The organism is Variovorax humicola (assembly GCF_037889915.1).
Lineage (GTDB): Bacteria > Pseudomonadota > Gammaproteobacteria > Burkholderiales > Burkholderiaceae_C > Variovorax > Variovorax humicola.
Window position 1 is genome coordinate 327,219 of sequence record NZ_JBBKZV010000006.1, and the last position, 16,277, is coordinate 343,495.

Here is a 16,277-nt window from a genome sequence, read left to right on the forward strand (position 1 = left end):
CGCCCGTGAGGCGCGTCGGTTGTTCGGATTGTTGGTTGTTGATTACGCGTAGAGCGGGTTGATCTTGTCGGGGTTGATGCCGTACTTCTTGATCGCTTCGGCCACCTTGGCTGCCGGTACCGCGCCGTCTTCGCTGAGCGCCTTCAGCGCAGCAACGACGATGAAGTGACGGTTGACCTCGAAATGCTCGCGCAGCTTCGCCCGGAAGTCGCTGCGGCCGAAGCCGTCGGTGCCCAGCACCTTGAAGTTGCGGCCCTTCGGAACGAAGGGGCGGATCTGTTCGGCGTAGGCCTTCATGTAGTCGGTCGATGCGACTACCGGGCCGGTCGTGGCCGACAGTTGCTGCGCCACGAACGGCACCTTCTCCGCTTCGGTCGGATGCAGCAGGTTCCAGCGATCGGCTTCCTGGCCGTCGCGCGTCAGCTCGTTGAAGCTCGGGCAGCTCCAGACGCTCGCGCTCACGCCCCAGTCCTTCTCGAGCAACTCCTGCGCGAAGAAGCTTTCGCGCAGGATCGTGCCGCTGCCGAGCAGTTGCACCGTCGGTGCCTTGGCCTTGAGCGCAGGCCCCTGCTTGGCCAGGTACATGCCCTTGATGATCTGCTCCTCGGTGCCGGGTTGCAGGCCGGGCATCGGGTAGTTTTCATTGAGCAGCGTGATGTAGTAGTAGACGTTTTCCTGGCGCTCGACCATACGCTTCAGGCCATGGTGCAGGATCACGCCGACTTCGTGCGCGAACGTCGGGTCGTAGCTCACGCAGTTCGGAATCGTGTTGGCCAGGATGTGGCTGTGGCCGTCCTCGTGCTGCAGGCCTTCGCCGTTCAGCGTGGTGCGCCCCGACGTGCCGCCGAGCAGGAAGCCCCGCGCCTGCATGTCGCCCGCAGCCCAGGCCAGGTCGCCGATGCGCTGGAAGCCGAACATCGAGTAGTACACGTAGAACGGCACCATGATGCGGTTGTTCGTCGAGTACGACGTGGCCGCGGCAATCCAGCTCGACATGCCACCGGCTTCGTTGATGCCTTCCTGCAGGATCTGGCCGGCCTTGTCTTCCTTGTAGTACATGACCTGGTCCTTGTCGACCGGTGTGTACTGCTGGCCATCGGGGTTGTAGATGCCGATCTGGCGGAACAGGCCTTCCATGCCGAAGGTGCGCGCTTCGTCGACCAGAATCGGCACGACACGCGGGCCCAGCGCCTGGTCGCGCAGCAACTGCGTGAGGAAGCGCACGTAGGCTTGCGTCGTGGAGATCTCCCGGCCCTCGGCGGTCGGTTCCATCACGCTCTTGAACACGTCCAGCGAAGGCACGGTAAAGCTCTCGTCGGCCTTGATACGGCGGTGCGGCAGGTAGCCGCCCAGCGCCTTGCGGCGATCGTGCAGGTACTTCATTTCCGGCGTGTCGTCGGCCGGCTTGTAGAAGGGGATGTCCGCGATCTGGCTGTCCGGGATCGGGATGTTGAAGCGGTCGCGGAAGGCCTTGATGTCGTCTTCGCTCAGCTTCTTGGTCTGGTGGACCGTGTTCTTGCCCTCGCCGATCTTGCCCATGCCGAAGCCCTTGACGGTCTTGATCAGCAGCACCGTCGGCTGGCCCTTGTGGTTCACGGCGGAGTGGAAGGCGGCATACACCTTCTGCGAATCATGGCCGCCGCGACGCAGTTGCCAGATGTCGTCGTCGCTCATCTTCTCGACCATGGCCGCCGTGCGCGGGTCCTTGCCGAAGAAGTGCTTGCGAACGTAGGCGCCGTCGTTGGCCTTGAACGCCTGGTAGTCGCCGTCGACCGTGTCCATCATGAGCTTGCGCAGCGCACCGTCCTTGTCGCGCGCCAGCAGTGGATCCCAGTTGCTGCCCCACAGCAGCTTGATGACGTTCCAGCCCGCGCCGCGGAACTCGCCCTCCAGTTCCTGCACGATCTTGCCGTTGCCGCGCACCGGGCCGTCCAGGCGCTGCAGGTTGCAGTTGATGACGAAAACCAGGTTGTCGAGCTTCTCGCGTGCGGCCAGGCCGATGGCGCCGAGCGATTCGACCTCGTCCATTTCACCGTCGCCGCAGAACACCCAGACCTTGCGGTTTTCGGTGTTGGCAATACCGCGGGCATGCAGGTACTTGAGGAAACGGGCCTGGTAGATGGCCATCAGAGGGCCCAGGCCCATCGACACCGTCGGGAATTGCCAGAAATCGGGCATCAGCTTCGGATGCGGGTAGCTGGAGAGACCCTTGCCGTCGACTTCCTGGCGGAAGTTGAGCAATTGCTCTTCGGTCAGACGGCCTTCGAGGTACGCGCGGGCATAGACGCCGGGCGAGACGTGGCCCTGGATGTAGAGGCAGTCGCCGCCGTGGTTTTCGCTCTCGGCATGCCAGAAGTGGTTGAAGCCGGCGCCGAACATGCTGGCCAGCGATGCGAAGGAGCCGATGTGGCCGCCGAGGTCGCCGCCTTCGGGCGGGTGATGGCGGTTGGCCTTGACCACCATCGCCATCGCGTTCCAGCGCATGTAGGAACGCAGGCGCTCCTCGATCTCCAGGTTGCCGGGGGAGCGCTCTTCCTGGTCCGCCTCGATGGTGTTGACGTAGGCGGTATTGGCCGAGAACGGTTTGTCGATGCTGTTCTGGCGCGCATGCTCCAGAAGTTGCTCGAGAAGGAAGTGAGCGCGCTCGGGGCCCTCACTCTGGATGACGGCGGACAGGGCGTCCATCCATTCACGTGTTTCCTGCGCGTCCGCGTCATTCGCGGCCGAGCCAAAAAGATTCTCGGGACTTGCCGACATTGTTGTCTCCTGGGTGTGGATGGCAGCCAATTTACCGCCGTGTTTGCGACGGAAGGAAGTTTCGCACAACTTTTATGTAATTTCAAATCGTGCGTTGTGTTTTTATATTATGAAATACATCGATTGAGCCCAAAATTCGAAGGCCGCTTGTCACGACCCTTCCCGATGCGCAACACGGGGTTCCCCTACACTTGGGCGATGGCGTTTCCCTCTCCCGTCGATGCAGCGCGCAGTGCCGCCAAATCGTCGCCCTTGTCATGGTGGCGCCGGTGGTGGCGTCGACAGACTCCAATGCTGCAGGATGCGGTGGCGATGCTGGCCCCATTGGCCGCGGTCTTGTTGTTTCTCGCGGCCATTGTTTCGGCATTTTGGTACCTGCGTGCAGAGGAACTCGAGCGCGAGCAGGAATCGGTCAAGCGCGATGTCGAATACGCCCAGCAGCGCTTGCGCCTGCGTTTGCTCGAGCGGCAAGAGCAATTGATGCGCGTGGCGCGCGACGCGTCCAACCGCGAGATCGATTCCGCAGAGTTTGCAAGCCGTGCCGAATCGCTGGTGAGCCAGTTCCCCGAACTGCAAGCCGTCACCTGGATCGACGACCGCCGCCGCGTGAAGGCCGAATACGCGGCACCCAGCGTGCACCCGGCACAGCAGCACGCGATCGGCGAAGTGCTGCGGCCGGGCGACATCGAGACCAACTACGCGCTGTCGCGCGAGTTGCGCCAGCCCGTGTATTCGCAACCCGTTGCCGGAAACGATCCGGCCAGCCTGCTCCAGCTTCACATCCCGCTGTTCGACCAGGGCTTGTTCGCCGGCGTGCTGATGGGCGAGTTCTCGATCGACGGACTGCTGCGCTATGGCATTCCCCCCGAAGTGTCGGCACGTTATGCGGTGTCGCTGCTCGACGCCAAGGACGGCTTGATCGCCGGCAACACCGTCAACCCCCGTGAAGCCGGCACGCGCGTGCTGCCGTGGAACGAGCACACCAACGAATACGAAGTGCCGGTATCTCCTGTCGGAAATGGCCTGCTGCTGCGTGCCCAGGCCTACCGCACCTCGCAGGGGTTTGTCGGCAACGGCCTGTTCTGGCTCGTCGGCGCGCTCAGCGTGCTCACAAGCTGGATGCTGATCGGCACCTGGCGCCACACGCGCCGGCGCGTGCAGGCACAGCAAGCGCTGGTGGCCGAAACCAACTTCCGCCGCGCGATGGAAAACTCCATGCTCACCGGCATGCGCGTGCTCGACCTGGAAGGCCGCATCACCTACGTGAACGCCGCCTTCTGCGCAATGACCGGCTGGAGCGAATCGGAACTGGTCGGGCAAACGCCGCCCTTCCCCTACTGGCTGGAGTCCGATCGCGAGGTGATGAACGACCGCCTCGAGGAAGAGCTGCACGGGCGCGCCCTGCCCGGCGGCTTCCAGGTACGGGTCAAGCGCAGGAACGGCAGCGTGTTCGACGCGCGGCTCTACGTTTCGCCGCTGATCGACGCACGCGGCCACCAGACCGGCTGGATGACTTCCATGACCGACATCACCGAGCCCACGCGCATCCGCGAGCAACTCTCGGCGTCGCATGAGCGCTTCACCATCGTGCTGGAAGCGTTCGACGCATCGGTGTCGGTGGCGCCGCTGGGCAGCAAGGAACTACTGTTTGCCAACAAGATGTATCGAAGCTGGTTCGGCTCCGACACCGTGGGCCACCTCGACCTGGTCGCCCAGGCCGGCGTGCCGGCCTCGCAGGCGCACGACGAGGGCCTGGACGACGTCGACCCCTACGCTGGCCTGCCGATCGACACGCTCACCGCGGCCCAGCCCGGCAACAACGAGATCTTCGTACCCGACCTCGGCAAGTGGCTTGAAGTGCGTTCGCGTTACCTCACGTGGGTCGATGGCCGGCTCGCACAGATGGTGATCGCCACGGACATCACGCAGCGGCGCGACGCCGAAGACCTGTCGGCCGCGCAAGCCGACCGCGCACAAGCCGCCAGCCGCCTCATCACCATGGGCGAAATGGCCTCCAGCGTGGCGCACGAACTGACTCAGCCGCTGACCGCCATCAACAACTACTGCAACGGCATGGCCTCGCGCATCAAGGGCCAGACCATCGACAGCGATTCGCTGCTGGCCGCGCTCGACAAGACGTCCAAACAGGCCCAGCGCGCCGGCCAGATCATTCAGCGTATTCGCTCGTTCGTGAAACGCAGCGAGCCCAATCGCACGCCGGCCGAAGTCAGCACGATGGTCAGCGAAGCCGTGGAACTCGCGGGCATCGAATTGCGCCGACGCAATGTGAGACTCAACCACTACGTCGCGGCGCGCCTGCCCATCCTGCGGGTGGACCCGATCCTCATCGAACAGGTGCTGGTCAACCTGCTCAAGAACGCGGCCGAATCCATCGACGTGGCAAATCGTCCGCTGGCGCGTCGAAGCGTAGAGTTGCGGGTGGTTCCGAAGGTGGTCGATGGACACAACGCCGTCGAGTTTTCGGTACAGGACACCGGCATGGGCCTGGCGCCCGAAGTCATGGACCGGCTGTATGAAGCATTCTTCTCGACGAAACCGGAAGGAATGGGCATCGGGCTCAATTTGTGCCGGACGATCGTCGAGTCGCACCGTGGCAGGATGCAGGCAGAGAACATTTACAATCTCTCACAGGTGGTTGGCTGCCGTTTTTCCTTTTGGATACCGGTGTTTGACGCGATGGACCCGATAGCAAGTGATGAGACAAAGGTAACGGCATGAGTTTGATTCCCAAGAAGGGCACGGTCTACGTTGTCGACGACGACGAAGCGGTTCGTGATTCCCTGCAGTGGCTGTTGGAAGGCAAGGACTACCGAGTCCGCTGTTTCGATTCCGCTGAATCGTTTCTCTCCCGCTATGACCCGCGCGAAGTCGCGTGTCTGATCGTCGACATCCGCATGGGCGGCATGACGGGGCTGGAGTTGCAGGATCGGCTGATCGAACGCCGCTCCCCGCTGCCCATCGTGGTCATCACCGGCCACGGCGACGTGCCGATGGCGGTCGATTCGATGAAAAAGGGCGCGATGGATTTCATCCAGAAGCCTTTCAACGACGAGGAACTCGTCTCGCTGGTCGAGCGAATGCTCGAACATGCGCGCGGCGCCTTCGCCCAGCACCAGCAATCGGCCAGCCGCGACGCACTCCTGTCCAAGCTGACCGGCCGCGAAGCCCAGGTGCTCGAACGCATCGTCGCCGGCCGCCTGAACAAGCAGATTGCCGACGACCTCGGCATCAGCATCAAGACGGTGGAGGCGCATCGTGCCAACATCATGGAAAAGCTCAACGCCAACACCGTTGCCGACTTGTTGAAGATCGCGCTGGGGCAGAACGCCCCGAAGACCTGAAGAAAGTCCCTCCGTCGCATTTCGTTCGCTATTGCACTTGTAGGCATTGCGCCCGCCACGCCCGCGTGAGCGGGCGTTTTTGCTTGGAAAATCATCGCCATGACTGCTCAACTGATCGACGGCAACGCACTTGCCAAAACCATTCGCGCCGAAGTCGCCGGCCGCACTGCGGCGCTCAAGGCGCGCAGCATCCAGCCGGCTCTTTCCATCATCCTGGTCGGTGAGGACCCCGCAAGCCAGGTCTACACCAAGCACAAGGTCAACGACAGCACCGAGACCGGCCTGCAGGCCACGCTGGAGCGCTATCCGGCCGACATGAGCGAAGCCGACCTGCTCGCCCGCATCCACGCCCTCAACGACGACCCTGCCGTGCACGGCATCCTAGTCCAGCTGCCGCTGCCGAAGCACATGGACAGCCAGAAGGTCATCGAGACCATCTCGCCGGCCAAAGACGTCGATGGCTTCCACATCCACAGTGCCGGCGCGCTGATGACAGGCGCCCCCGGCTTCTGGCCCTGCACGCCGTACGGCTGCATGAAGATGCTCGAATCCATCGGCTGCAAGCTGCGCGGCAAGCATGCAGTCGTCATTGGACGCAGCAATATCGTCGGCAAGCCCATGGCCATGATGCTGCTCGCGCAAAGCGCCACCGTCACCATCTGCCACAGCGCCACTGGCGACCTCAAGGCCATGACGCTGCAGGCCGACGTGATCGTCGCCGCCGTCGGCAAGCGCAATGTGCTCACCGCCGACATGGTCAAGCCTGGCGCGGTGGTCATCGACGTTGGAATGAACCGCAATGACGAAGGCAAGCTCTGCGGCGACGTCGACTTCGAAGGGGTGCGCGAAGTCGCCGGTTGGATCACACCGGTACCCGGTGGCGTCGGCCCGATGACGCGGGCCATGCTACTCGTGAACACGCTCGAGGCCGCAGAGCGCGCGACCGCTTGAAGCGCAGCCAAACCAAGCCACACTTGAACTTGCCCCGCCTGCCCGCCATCTGAACCAGACCATGACCAATCCCCTCCTCGACTTCACCGACCTCCCGCTGTTCGACCAGATCCGGCCGGAGCATGTTGCGCCTGCGGTCGATACGTTGCTGGCCAATGCGGAGACCGCCCTGCGGACCGTGACAGCACCCGAATTCCCCGCCGAGTGGGTGGCGATCGCCAATGTTCTCGACGTCTCCACCGAGCGCTTCAGCCGGGCCTGGGGCGCGGTTGGCCATCTCAACGCCGTCGCCGACACGCCCGAACTGCGCGCCGCCTACAACGAGGCGATGCCGCGCGTCACGGCGTTCTGGACGCAACTCGGCTCCGATGAGCGCCTATATGCCAAATACAAGGCCGTCGACGTGAACACGCTCAATGCCGAGCAGCGCCAGGCCCACAAGTACGCGGTGCGCAACTTCGTACTCGGCGGTGCCGAACTGCAAGGCGCTGCCAAGGAGCGCTTTGCCGTCATCCAGGAGCGGCAAGCCGAGTTGAGCCAGAAGTTCAGCGAGAACGCATTGGACGCCACCGATGCCTTTGCGTACTACGCGCAATTGGGCGAGCTGGACGGCGTGCCCGAAGACGTTGTCAGCACCGCCCGCGCAGCCGCCGAAACCGATGGCAAGCCAGGCTACAAGCTCACCCTCAAGATGCCCTGCTACCTGCCGGTGATGCAGTTCGCCAAGAGCAGCGCGCTGCGCCAGACGCTCTACCGCGCCTATGTCACACGTGCGAGCGAATTCGGCCCGCCCGAGCTCGACAACACCGCGCTGATCCGCGAGATCCTCGCGCTGCGCCAGGAAGAAGCACATTTGCTCGGCTACAAGAACTTCGGCGAACTCTCGGTGGTGCCGAAGATGGCCGAATCGCCGGATCAGGTCCTCAAATTCCTGCGCGACCTCGCAGCCAAGGCCCGCCCCTATGGCGAGCGTGACCTTGCCGACCTGCGCGCCTTCGCCGCCGAATCGCTATCCCTGACAGACCCGCAGCCCTGGGACTGGAGCTACATCGGCGAAAAGCTCAAGGAAGCGCGCTATGCCTTCAGCGAGCAGGAGGTCAAGCAGTACTTCACCGCGCCAAAGGTGATGGCCGGCCTGTTCAAGATCGTCGAGACGCTGTTCGAAGTGAGCATCCGCCGCGACGACGCACCGGTGTGGCACCCGGCCGTCGAGTTCTATCGCATCGAGCGCCAGACACCTCAGGGCGCGCAGAAGGTCGGCCAGTTCTACCTCGACCCCTCCGCGCGTGCCGGCAAGCGCGGCGGCGCCTGGATGGACGACGTGCGCGCCCGCTGGCTGCGGCCCGATACCGGCGCGCTGCAGACCCCGGTCGCGCAACTGGTCTGCAACTTCGCGGCCGGCGTCGACGGCAAGCCGCCGCTGCTCACCCACGACGACGTGACCACGCTCTTCCATGAGTTCGGCCACGGCCTGCACCACATGCTCACGCAAATCAACGAACGCGACGTGTCCGGGATCAGTGGCGTCGAATGGGACGCCGTCGAGTTGCCCAGCCAGTTCATGGAGAACTTCTGCTGGGAGTGGGATGTGCTCAGGCACATGACCTCGCATGTCGACACCGGAGAGCCCCTGCCGCGCACCCTTTTCGACAAGATGATCGCCGCCAAGAACTACCAGAGCGGCCTTCAGACCCTGCGCCAGATCGAATTCTCGCTGTTCGACATGCTGCTCCACACCAGCTACGACGCCGCCGCCGCCGCACCCGGCGACGTGCTCGCGCTGCTGGGCCGGGTGCGCGCCGAGGTGGCCGTCATGCCCTCGCCGGAATTCAGCCGCACGCCCAACACCTTCAGCCACATCTTCTCGGGCGGCTACGCGGCCGGCTACTACAGCTACAAGTGGGCCGAGGTGCTGAGCGCCGACGCTTATGCCGCGTTCGAGGAAACAGCTGGCGCCGACGGCGAACCCAGCATCGAGACCGGTCGCAAGTACCGGAAGGCCATCCTCGAAGCCGGCGGCAGCCGCAGCGCAATGGAATCGTTCAAGGATTTCCGCGGCCGCGAGCCGCAACTTGATGCGCTGTTGCGACATCAGGGCATGGCCGAATCGCACGCGGCCTGAGGCCTGGTGGATACTCGGCCCATTCGACGTCGATGATCGGGAGTTCGCGATGCGCTTTTCTTCACACCCCAGAGGCCGCCACCTTTCGCTCCTGTTGCTGCTGGTGGCCGGCAGCGCGATGGCGCAGGTCTATCGCAATGTCGACAAGAACGGCACGGTCAGCTACTCCGACCAGGCTCCGTCCAGGGCCGCACAACCTGCGATTCCGCGCAGTGGCACCGTGAACGAAATGCCTGACCCCGGCAGTAGCGGGCTGCCCTTCGAGCTTCGCCAGGTCGTTCAGCGCTATCCGGTCACGCTCTACACCGGCGACGACTGTCCCCCGTGCAGCGCGGCGCGCTGGATGCTGACGACACGCGGCGTGCCTTTCAGCGAACGCACCGTCAAGACCAACGAGGACGTGGCGGCGTTGCAGCGCCTGAGCGGCCAGAACACGCTTCCGGTCGTGGCCATCGGCACGCAGCAACTCAAGGGCTATTCCGACATCGAGTGGTCACGGTACCTCGATGCGGCAGGCTATCCCAAGAGCAATCAGTTGAGTGCCGGCTACGCCAGGCCACCCCCGCAACCGCTGGTCGCCGTCAAGGAGGCGCCTTTGCCGGCCCCCCGCCCGCCGGCAACCGCTGCCGTGCCGGTCCCGCCGCCAGCGGCCACCTCGGGCCCGACGCCGGACAATCCTGCCGGCATCAAGTTCTGAGCATCAGTCGAAGTTGAGTGTCTGCACGCCCGTGGGCGTGCCCAGCAGGCACACGTTCGCCTTCTGGTGCGCGAACACGCCGACCGTGACCACCCCCGGCCATTGGCTGACTTCACTTTCGAATGCGAGCGGATCACTGATCTTCAGGCCGGTCACGTCGAGGATATGCTGGCCGTTGTCGGTCACCAGCGGCAGGCCATCGCGCTCGCGCACGTGTGCCATGCCGCCAAGCTTTTCGAACTGACGCATCACGCGCCGCGCGGCCATAGGGATGACTTCCACCGGCAGCGGAAACGCACCCAACACCTCGACCCGCTTCGACAAATCGGCAATACAGACGAAGCGGCGCGATTGGGCCGCAACGATCTTCTCGCGCGTGAGCGCCGCACCGCCGCCCTTGATCATGAAACCGTGGCCGTCGATCTCGTCCGCACCGTCGATGTAGACCGAGAGATCTTCCACTTCATTGCTGTCGAACACCTCGATGCCCAGCGCGCGCAGGCGCTCGGTCGACGCGACCGAGCTTGAAACCGCGCCGCGAATCCGGTCTTTGACGGTGGCCAGCGCCTCGATGAATTTGTTGACGGTGGAGCCTGTGCCCACACCGACGATCTCGCCAGGCACCACATACTGGAGCGCGGCCTGGCCAACCTGGGTCTTGAGTTCGTCCTGGGTCAAAGGCGCCGGGGCGGATGCATTCATCGGGGAAAATCCTGAGTGTCTGAAGCCGAGAATTATCCGATGTCCCTGTTGCTCCCCTACGCCTTTGCGCGCCCCTTCCTGTTCGGGCTCGATCCCGAGCAGGCACACGAACTCACGATCGCCGGCCTCGAGCGCACGCAGAACACGCCGCTTGCTTGCGTCTATGGCGGCTCGCGCATCGAAGACCCCGTCTCGCTGGCGGGCTTGCGTTTTCCCAACAAGGTCGGCTTGGCGGCGGGGCTTGACAAGAACGCGCGCTGCATCGACGGCTTTGCCTCGATGGGCTTCGGTTTCGTGGAGGTCGGCACGGTAACGCCCAAGGCGCAACCGGGCAATCCCAAGCCGCGCATGTTTCGACTGCCGCAGCGCGATGCGCTGATCAACCGCCTGGGCTTCAACAACGACGGGCTCGATGCCTTCATCGCCAACGTGCAGCGAGCGCGCTTTCGCAAGAATGCCGGGGGCAAGGCGCCGATGCTGCTGGGCCTCAACATCGGCAAGAACGCCGCCACGCCGATAGAGCGCGCGACGGACGACTATCTCCAGTGCCTCGAGGGCGTCTATCCGCACGCGGACTACGTGACGATCAACATCTCCAGTCCCAACACCGCGAACCTGCGCACACTGCAGAGCGACGAGGCGCTCGACGCTTTGCTCGGTACGCTCGCCGAACGCCGCCAGTCGCTCGCCGAGCAACACGGACGGCGTGTGCCCTTGTTCGTGAAGATCGCGCCGGACCTCGACGGGGCACAGGTCGTGGTGATCGCCTCGACCTTGAAACGCCATGGCATGGACGGCGTCATCGCCACCAATACGACGCTCTCACGCGAGGCCGTGGCCGGGCTGCCGCATGCGAACGAGGCAGGCGGCCTCTCCGGTGCGCCGGTGCGCGAGGCCAGCAATCGTGTCATTGCCCAACTGCGCGGGGCGCTCGGAAAGAAATTTCCAATCATCGGCGTAGGCGGCATTCTGGGCGCCGCCGACGCCAGGGCAAAGATCGCGGCCGGTGCGGACGTTGTGCAGATCTACACCGGCCTGATCTATCGGGGTCCCGGGCTGGTGCGCGAGGCTGCCGCTGCACTCAAGCGCACCTGAAGAAGTTGCGGCGCATGCTCTCTCAGCGCATGCGCCAGATCACTGGCGCGATCACGGCGCTCCACCGAATCAACCGACGCGGGCCCAGAACGGCGACGACCGCCGCCGCCGCCACGCCCGTGGCCACCGGATGCTCGCGCGCGATACGCAGCGCGGCGGCACCGACGGACTCGTCCGGCGGAGGCGTCCCCGGAGCGGGTTCCGGGTCCGGCGTTTCGAGCGTCATGATGCGCAGGCGCTGGCGATCGATGCGCGCCATCAATTCCTCGCGCGTCGCCGGCCGCTCTGGCCGCTCCTCGTCGTCGTGGCTGTCGAGACCGAGGCGATGTCGCGTCCATTGCCAGTCACGCTCGAACTCGCGACGGGTTTCGGCGACCACCGTCTTGGCGTCCGTCAGGGCCTTCATGAGTTTCGCAACCGCGAACAACCAGAGCACGATCCACAGCCCGGCGACCGTCCAAGCCGCGGCGATGCGGTTCGGCGTGTCCCAGAAGTGCACGACGACCGCGACGGAGAGCAACGCCACCGCAACCGTCGTGAGCCCCAGCACAGCAATCACGAGAGCAAGCACCAGCTTGTAGCGCTGCTTCTCCTCATCCCACGCCATCCGCACCAGTTGAACGCGGTCTTCCGCTGCAAGCGCGCCTTCGCCAACGGCAATGCGCAACCGGCGTATTCGGGCATCAAGCCCGAACAGGGACAACAGTTTCATGGGCAGACCCCAGGTCTGCGGACCAGGCGCACGGGCCGATGGCGTGGTGTGTCAGGCGTCCTTGCGTCAGTCGCGGCGGGCAAGCAGCAGGCCCACCAGGATGCCTACAGCCAATGCGGCGCCGGCAATTTGCCAAGGTTCGTCATGCGCGTAGGCATTGGCCGAGCCGGCCGCCTCGCGTGCCCTCTTGGCGGCCAACTTGGTCTTCTCGGAGGCCAACTCACGGGCAATTGCCAGCTTGGCGTCGACGCGCTGGCGCAGCGCCTTGATGTGGGGGATGGAATCGAGTTCCTTGCTGGCCAGCACGCCGCGCACATCGTTGGCCAAGTCTTCAGCCACCGCGTTTGCAGCTGCTTCTAGATTTTGGGTGGATGCAGTCATTGGAATATCTTCCCTCCGATAGATACGCCGGCACCGCGCCGGCTACTTCACGCCTGCAAGTGGCGTGCCGGTCCATGGTACATGCGCGCCAAGCCTTTTGGCGCACCGAACTCATACTTTCGCGAGCAGTTCACCAACGTTGCGCGCAATGGCCAGGCTGCTCGTCAGGCCGGGCGACTCGATGCCGAAGAGGTTCACGAGACCGGCCACGCCGTGGACTGCGGGCCCCTGGATCATGAAATCGGCTGCGGCCTGGCCGGGCCCTGAAATCTTGGGGCGCATGCCGGCATAGCCTGGTATCAGCGCCCCGTCAGGCAGTTCCGGCCAGTAGCGCCGTACCTCGGCATAGAAGGCGTCGCCACGCGCAGGGTCGACCACGAGGTCGTCCGGCGAGTCGACCCATTGCACATCGGGCCCGAACTTGGCTTGGCCGCCGAGGTCGAGCGTCAGGTGCACGCCGAGGCCGGCCGCTTCGGGGACCGGATAGACGAGTCGGCTGAACGGCGCGCGGCCCGCGAGGGTGAAGTAGTTGCCTTTGGCGAAATACGGCGTTGGCACCAACGCGGCATTGAGCCCTTCGAAGCGGCGCGCCAGCGCCGGAGCGCCCAGGCCCGCTGAGTTGACCACGCTGCGGCAACGAAGCAGCGTGCCGTCTGCCGCCCTGAGAACGAGTGCGCCCTCTCGACAGTCCGCACCTTCGATGGGCGACTTGAGCGCCACGACGCCGCCCGCGTTCTCGAGTTCGCCCTGCAAGCTCAGCATGAAGGCATGGCTATCGACGATGCCGGTGCTCGGCGAATGCAGGGCGGCAAGGCAATGCAACCTCGGCTCGAGGGCATGCACCTGGTCGGCATCCAGCCAGGCCAGGTCATCGACGCCATTGGCTGCGGCCTTCGCGCGTATCGACTCCAGTTCGCCGACCTGTGCGGAAGATGTCGCGACGATCAGCTTGCCGCAGCGCCTGTACGGCAACCCTCGGGCGTCGAGGTATTCATACAGCAGCCACTTGCCTTCCACGCACAAACGCGCCTTGAGCGAACCATTGGGATAGTAGATGCCGGCGTGGATCACCTCGCTGTTACGCGAACTGGTACCGGTGCCGATGGCGGCCTCGCTCTCCAGCACGATGACCTCCCGGCCCGCCAGCGCAAGTTCACGAGCAACAGCCAGGCCCACGACACCGGCGCCGATGACGGCGCAATCGAATTCATCCATCGCGCGAGCTTAGCCGCTCGATCGCGCCGTGCTCAAGCGCGCACCACTACACCTTCTGCGGCGCGTCCGGCTCCGATGGGTCGGGCGTCGGCGCGACGGGCCCTTCATCCGGTTCGACCGGCATATCGGGCGGGTCGGGCGTGACAGGCGTCGGCAGATCAGGAAAGGCCATCGCAAATCTCCTTGAGTTTCTTGTTCTAGTCTGATCCCAATCGGACGCGTAGGGTGAACATGCGTAACCACACGTTGGCCCGCGCGCCCAACGACCCCGGAAATCGATTCGGCGCTTACTTCACGCACGACCGAAACTCGCCAGGGACGCGCGTCGCGGTACACCGTCCCTCAGTCGGCATCGCCGGGATGGCCTCCGGGAACTGTCTGCGCGCCGATGCGTGATCGCGCGCGCTGCACGAGCAGCGCGATCAGAAGCGTCGCAGCCGCCGAACTCGCCAAGCCTCCGGAGGAGGCCAGCAATTGCGCCAGCCCGTCGACGGCCTCCACGCTGACCTGTTGGGCATGATGGACAAGCGCCACCACGTCGGCGGCGTTCACGTTCTGAACGTCGTCGAACCGCACCCGGACTTCGTTCCCGGCGTTTCGAAATCGGATCTTCGCGAAGATTCCATTGGCGACTGCCACGAGCGACAGCACGCCCAGCGGGCGCATCAGTGCCTCGACAAGGCTGCACCGATCCGCCACCGGCGCTTCGTCGAAAACCTCCGCTACGAGGTTGGGGATTGTCAAGTCCGGCTCGATCTCGGCGGACCGTGGAGCGTTGCCGGCGGAGTGCAATGAATTTCGAGTCATGGCATCTGCTTTTCATTGAGCCATGGATATTGGCTCTGCTGCATCGCGTTTCCGATGAACAGAAGGTAAAGCCCGGTGACTTTACGAAAGCGCAGGTGTCTTGCTTCGCCGGTCGAACCGTACCGGCGAGTCCCGGTTCTCGACCATCTCGTTCGCACGTCTCGTGCGAGCAGGCCATTGCGTACAGCGCTCACGGAGGCTCTTGGACAAATCCAGACTGAGATGACACAGGGCAGGCGCCGAATCGGCCTGAAACCCTCAATGTGATTGGTGGGCGGTGGAGGCTTCGAACCTCCGACCCCAGCAGTGTGAATGCTGTGCTCTACCCCTGAGCTAACCGCCCTGACCAGAACCGCGCAACCGTGAAAGGTTGTTGGCACCGTCAGATGTTTCGCACTTTCATGCGAAGCCTCAGATTATGCCACAGAGATTTCGTCGATCTGGCGAAACAGCGTGCGGCCGTTGCTGGCCTTGTCGAGCTGCAGCAACGCGGCCTCGTGCGCGGCGAGTTCGCCATCGCCTGCCAGCAAGACTGGCAGCGTGAATTGGCGCAGGTCGATCGAGACCACCTGCCCGATCTCGGGTTCATCCTGGCCCACGTCGATCAGCAGCGCATCCTGGCCGCGGGTGAGGCTGATGTAGACGTCAGCGAGCAGTTGCGCATCGAGCTTCGCGCCGTGGAAAGTGCGGTTGGAGCGGTCGACACCGAAGCGGTCGCACAGCGCATCGAGCGAATTGCGCTTGCCCGGATACACCTGCTTGGCCATGGCCAGCGTGTCGGTGACCTCGCCGACGAACGTGTGCAGTGGCGGCAGCCCGGCGAGTTCGAGTTCCTTGTTGAGAAAGCCGACGTCGAAGGCCGCATTGTGGATGATCAATTCCGCGCCGCGCAGGTACTCCACGACATCATTTGCGAGCGTGGCGAACCTGGGCTTGTCGCGCAGGAAGTCCGTCGTCAGGCCGTGCACCTTCAACGCGTCTTCATGGCTTTCGCGCTCGGGGTTGAAATAGATGTGCAGGTCGTTGCCGGTCAGCTTGCGCGCATACAGCTCGACGCAGCCGAGTTCGATGACGCGGTCGCCGTTCTCGGCGGACAGGCCGGTCGTTTCGGTGTCGAGGACGATCTGGCGCGACATCAGTGGTTTTCCTTGGCGTGGTTGATCGAGTATTTGGGGATCTCGATGGTCACATCCTGCTGCGCAAGGATGGCCTGGCAACTCAGCCGCGATTGCGGCTCGAGGCCCCAGGCACGGTCGAGCAGATCTTCCTCGGCTTCATCGGCCTCGTTGAGCGAATTGAGGCCCTGGCGCACGATGACGTGGCAGGTGGTGCAGGCGCAACTCATGTCGCAGGCGTGCTCGATGTTGACCTTGTGGTCGAGCAACGCCTCGCAGATCGAGGTGCCGCTGGGCGCGGTGATCTCGGCGCCCTCCGGGCAGTACTCAGCGTGCGGAAGAATCTTGATCGTGGGCATTT

The 16,277-nt window shown here is 64.2% G+C and carries 15 protein-coding genes and 1 tRNA gene; 6 read left to right on the forward strand and 10 right to left on the reverse strand.

Translation table 11 applies throughout. The annotated features are described in order from the left end of the window. Window positions 1-42: 42 nt before the first annotated feature. Window positions 43-2,757: a pyruvate dehydrogenase (acetyl-transferring), homodimeric type gene (aceE, locus tag WKW80_RS13880; RefSeq protein WP_340364133.1), complete on the reverse strand. Its 2,715-nt coding sequence runs from the start codon at window positions 2,755-2,757 to the stop codon at window positions 43-45. A 198-nt stretch (window positions 2,758-2,955) separates the two neighbouring features. On the opposite strand from aceE, the gene WKW80_RS13885 reads away from it, so the two are divergent. The 5 genes from WKW80_RS13885 (at window position 2,956) to WKW80_RS13905 (ending at window position 9,889) form a co-directional block, all read left to right on the forward strand. Next, a complete protein-coding gene (locus tag WKW80_RS13885; protein ID WP_340364184.1) occupies window positions 2,956-5,496 on the forward strand; it encodes a PAS domain-containing sensor histidine kinase in 2,541 nt (846 codons plus the stop codon). After that, entirely contained in the window at window positions 5,493-6,119 is a 627-nt protein-coding gene (locus tag WKW80_RS13890; RefSeq protein WP_340364134.1) for a response regulator transcription factor, read from the forward strand. Before WKW80_RS13885 ends, WKW80_RS13890 begins: the two co-directional genes overlap by 4 nt. 99 nt (window positions 6,120-6,218) lie before the next feature. After that, the gene (gene folD / locus WKW80_RS13895; protein ID WP_340364135.1) at window positions 6,219-7,070 is read left to right on the forward strand and encodes a bifunctional methylenetetrahydrofolate dehydrogenase/methenyltetrahydrofolate cyclohydrolase FolD; all 852 of its coding nucleotides are present in this window, start codon (window positions 6,219-6,221) and stop codon (window positions 7,068-7,070) included. Window positions 7,071-7,131: 61 nt separating this feature from the next. Then, window positions 7,132-9,192, forward strand: a complete 2,061-nt coding sequence (locus tag WKW80_RS13900; RefSeq protein ID WP_340364136.1) for a M3 family metallopeptidase — start codon at window positions 7,132-7,134, stop codon at window positions 9,190-9,192. A 49-nt stretch (window positions 9,193-9,241) separates the two neighbouring features. After that, complete coding sequence (locus WKW80_RS13905) at window positions 9,242-9,889, forward strand: glutaredoxin family protein (protein WP_340364137.1); 648 nt, start codon at window positions 9,242-9,244, stop codon at window positions 9,887-9,889. Window positions 9,890-9,892: 3 nt separating this feature from the next. Here WKW80_RS13905 and rpiA read toward each other — a convergent pair whose 3' ends face one another. After that, on the reverse strand, window positions 9,893-10,591 hold the full coding sequence (gene rpiA / locus WKW80_RS13910; protein ID WP_340364138.1) for a ribose-5-phosphate isomerase RpiA: 699 nt from the start codon (window positions 10,589-10,591) through the stop codon (window positions 9,893-9,895). 39 nt (window positions 10,592-10,630) lie between these two features. Between rpiA and WKW80_RS13915 the strand changes: the two genes are divergently transcribed. After that, window positions 10,631-11,686: a quinone-dependent dihydroorotate dehydrogenase gene (locus WKW80_RS13915; protein WP_340364139.1), complete on the forward strand. Its 1,056-nt coding sequence runs from the start codon at window positions 10,631-10,633 to the stop codon at window positions 11,684-11,686. Window positions 11,687-11,708: 22 nt separating this feature from the next. Here the strand turns inward: WKW80_RS13915 and WKW80_RS13920 are convergent, their stop codons facing one another. The 8 genes from WKW80_RS13920 to fdx all read right to left on the reverse strand — a co-directional run bounded on the left by WKW80_RS13920 (window position 11,709) and on the right by fdx (window position 16,275). Next, window positions 11,709-12,398, reverse strand: a complete 690-nt coding sequence (locus WKW80_RS13920) for a phage holin family protein (protein WP_340364140.1) — start codon at window positions 12,396-12,398, stop codon at window positions 11,709-11,711. 66 nt (window positions 12,399-12,464) lie between these two features. Then, window positions 12,465-12,779: an ElaB/YgaM/YqjD family protein gene (locus WKW80_RS13925; RefSeq protein WP_340364141.1), complete on the reverse strand. Its 315-nt coding sequence runs from the start codon at window positions 12,777-12,779 to the stop codon at window positions 12,465-12,467. Window positions 12,780-12,890: 111 nt separating this feature from the next. Continuing rightward, window positions 12,891-13,994 (reverse strand): NAD(P)/FAD-dependent oxidoreductase, encoded by a 1,104-nt coding sequence (locus WKW80_RS13930; protein WP_340364142.1) that lies wholly within the window; start codon window positions 13,992-13,994, stop codon window positions 12,891-12,893. Between the two features lie 46 nt (window positions 13,995-14,040). Then, entirely contained in the window at window positions 14,041-14,166 is a 126-nt protein-coding gene (locus WKW80_RS13935; RefSeq protein ID WP_340364143.1) for a stereocilin, read from the reverse strand. Between the two features lie 170 nt (window positions 14,167-14,336). After that, entirely contained in the window at window positions 14,337-14,786 is a 450-nt protein-coding gene (locus tag WKW80_RS13940) for a hypothetical protein (protein WP_340364144.1), read from the reverse strand. Between the two features lie 283 nt (window positions 14,787-15,069). Beyond that, window positions 15,070-15,144 (reverse strand) — tRNA-Val (locus WKW80_RS13945). 73 nt (window positions 15,145-15,217) lie between these two features. Further along, window positions 15,218-15,937, reverse strand: coding sequence for a DNA polymerase III subunit epsilon (gene dnaQ, locus WKW80_RS13950; RefSeq protein WP_340364145.1), 720 nt, complete (start codon window positions 15,935-15,937; stop codon window positions 15,218-15,220). Next, entirely contained in the window at window positions 15,937-16,275 is a 339-nt protein-coding gene (gene fdx, locus WKW80_RS13955) for an ISC system 2Fe-2S type ferredoxin (RefSeq protein WP_340364146.1), read from the reverse strand. The genes dnaQ and fdx overlap by 1 nt, the downstream gene beginning before the upstream one ends. Between the last annotated feature and the right edge of the window lie 2 nt (window positions 16,276-16,277).